Annotated in this window: 4 protein-coding genes; 3 read left to right on the forward strand and 1 reads right to left on the reverse strand. The window is 61.8% G+C overall.

The window, feature by feature from the left end:
• Both QT222_RS02085 and QT222_RS02090 read left to right on the forward strand, forming a co-directional pair.
• On the forward strand, window positions 1–744 hold a 744-nt coding region (locus QT222_RS02085; protein WP_491476152.1), incomplete at its 5' end, for a Na+/H+ antiporter NhaC family protein.
• Entirely contained in the window at window positions 741–1,004 is a 264-nt protein-coding gene (locus QT222_RS02090; protein ID WP_004056986.1) for a DUF7513 family protein, read from the forward strand. The genes QT222_RS02085 and QT222_RS02090, both read left to right, overlap by 4 nt.
• Window positions 1,005–1,071: 67 nt before the next feature.
• Here the strand turns inward: QT222_RS02090 and QT222_RS02095 are convergent, their stop codons facing one another.
• Window positions 1,072–1,401, reverse strand: a complete 330-nt coding sequence (locus tag QT222_RS02095; RefSeq protein WP_004056987.1) for an uS10/mL48 family ribosomal protein — start codon at window positions 1,399–1,401, stop codon at window positions 1,072–1,074.
• A gap of 179 nt (window positions 1,402–1,580) precedes the next feature.
• On the opposite strand from QT222_RS02095, the gene QT222_RS02100 reads away from it, so the two are divergent.
• Window positions 1,581–2,036, forward strand: a complete 456-nt coding sequence (locus QT222_RS02100; RefSeq protein WP_004056988.1) for a bis(5'-nucleosyl)-tetraphosphatase — start codon at window positions 1,581–1,583, stop codon at window positions 2,034–2,036.
• Window positions 2,037–2,185 lie beyond the last annotated feature (149 nt).

Below are 2,185 nucleotides of genomic sequence, written 5' to 3' on the forward strand. Positions count from 1 at the left end.
GCCGTCTCGTGGGGCCTCATCGCTGCTGCACTGTTCAACATCATGCTCGGCGCAGCCGGACTCGTTGACGTATCCGCTGGCAGCATGATTCTGTTCAGCGCGCCGCAAAACGGGTTCACGCAGATGGTCGATACCCTGCCAATCATCGGTGCAGTGGTCGAAACTGTCCCCGGTGCACAAGCCGGCGTCGGCGGGAGCATCTACTCCGGCGCGGTCGGGTTCTTCCCGCTTATCGTGCTGACGCTGCTCCTCGTCGCAGGTGCTGAGGTCATGCGCGCCGGTGGCGGGTTCGACGCGATTCAGGAACTCATCATCGACACCATCGCGACGACGGTCCGCCGCGCCGAGACCACGATGGTCCTCGGAACGGCGCTCGTAAACGCGACGGTCACCATCAACACGGCAGCGGAGATTGCCATCGCGCCCTACGTCGCCACGCTCGGCAAGCGCTTCAACATCAACGGCTACCGCCGTGCCAACATCCTCGACGCCAACACCTCGGCGCTCGGGTACATCTTCCCGTGGGGTGGCGGACTCCTCGCCGGGTTCGGGGCCATGCAGGGTCTCGTCGGTGGCGAGGCGACGCCGTGGTTCACCCAGGAGATGCTCGTGAACCCCGCGTCTGTCTTCCCCTACGTGTTCCACGGCTGGTTCCTCGTCAGTGTGTTCCTCGTCGCTGCGTGGACCGGCTACGGCCGCGAATACGTTTCTGACCGTACCAGTGAGGAGGTGAGTCGCGTATGAGCCGTCTCGACAAACTCCTCGCGGGCTGGACGTTCCGTACTGCGACGCCCGAGTTCGAAGCCGACGAGGTCATCACTGCCTTCGTTAGCGAACGCAACGGCAGTGGACTCTCGATTCGCGTCGGCGACTCCACTATCCGTGTTGCGGATGGAAAGGACGCCGCAGTCGAAGACAAAGTCCGACTAAAGGTCACGTCGTTCGACACGGACTCGCACGTCGGGACCGGCGAACTCGTCGAAGTGCTCGGCCCTGAGGGCTGAGCGCCTTCGTCGCCTGTCCTGAAAACGAAAGAAGACCTGCGTCTATTTTTTGACCGGTTACCAGTCGCTAGCGACGGTGACCGAGCGGTTTCTTCTGTTCGACTTCGATTTCGACGTGGACGCTGTCGGGGAACTCTTTGTGGCCGACTTCGCGAGCGATATGGTCGGCCCCGTGGATTTCGAGTCGGCGCGTGAAGACGGGGTACGACCACGATGAGAACTGATTGCCGGGTTGGAGCGTCCGATACTGCGGGACGCTCACTTGTTTCGGCTGGTCGGCGTGCGGGCCGCGGCATTCGGCTCCTTTTCGTTCGACGAACTCCTTGAGGTCCCCGACGAGCCTGTCGAGGACCGCCTTATCCCCACTTTGGAAGGTAAGTTTCGTGACGAAGGTCATGCTGGGTACTACTCCTTGTTGGTTGCTCCGACGGTAAAAGCGCATCTACACGGGCTCGGGAATGTATCTACACGAACTCGGGAATTACACCTTGTCACGGGTAAACCCGAGCGAATAACCGTGTCAACACGGTACAGCCTCCGATACCCTCTTAAAGGGCGGCACATTTATTTCGGGTAATGGCAGTCGAAGCGGTCAGTGCTGGAGCCATTCTCTTCCGCGACACCCGCGGCCGGAGGGAGTATCTACTCCTGAAGAGCCGTCCCGGGGACTGGGAGTTCCCGAAAGGCGGGGTCGAAGGGGACGAGGAGCTTCAGCAAACGGCAATCAGAGAAGTCAAAGAGGAGGCCGGAATCTCCGATTTCCGCCTCATCGATGGCTTCCGCGAAGACTACGACTACGTCTTCGAGGCGAATGGCACGACAATTCACAAGACGGTTCACCTGTTTATCGCTCGCTCGTTCGAGGCATCCGCAGAGCTTTCGACCGAGCATCGCGACCTCCAGTGGCGCGACTACGAGCAGGCAATCAACACCATCACGCAGGACGGTCCGCGTGAGATTTTCGAGCAGGCACACCAGTTCCTCGACGAAGTCGCCGAGACGAACGAAGGGGAACACAAGTACTTGAAGTAGCGGCGGTCGGTTTCGACCGACGCCGGGGGTGTTCCCCCCCGAGAGCGGCAGGACCCGTTCCTCTCGGCGCCGACCCACCTCCCCAACCCCTACCCCGCCCCCGCCCGCAACGCCCTCGGCGACCCCCCCCCCCCCCCCCCCCACAGCGC

The sequence above is a fragment of the Haloferax sp. s1 genome (genome assembly GCF_058382125.1).

What these genes read in the sequence shown, in the direction of transcription:
- QT222_RS02090 (WP_004056986.1), top strand. Translation starts at nt 741, where the DNA reads ATGAGCCGTCTCGACAAACTCCTCGCGGGCTGGACGTTCCGTACTGCG.
- QT222_RS02095 (WP_004056987.1), bottom strand. Translation starts at nt 1,401, where the DNA reads ATGACCTTCGTCACGAAACTTACCTTCCAAAGTGGGGATAAGGCGGTC.
- QT222_RS02100 (WP_004056988.1), top strand. Translation starts at nt 1,581, where the DNA reads ATGGCAGTCGAAGCGGTCAGTGCTGGAGCCATTCTCTTCCGCGACACC.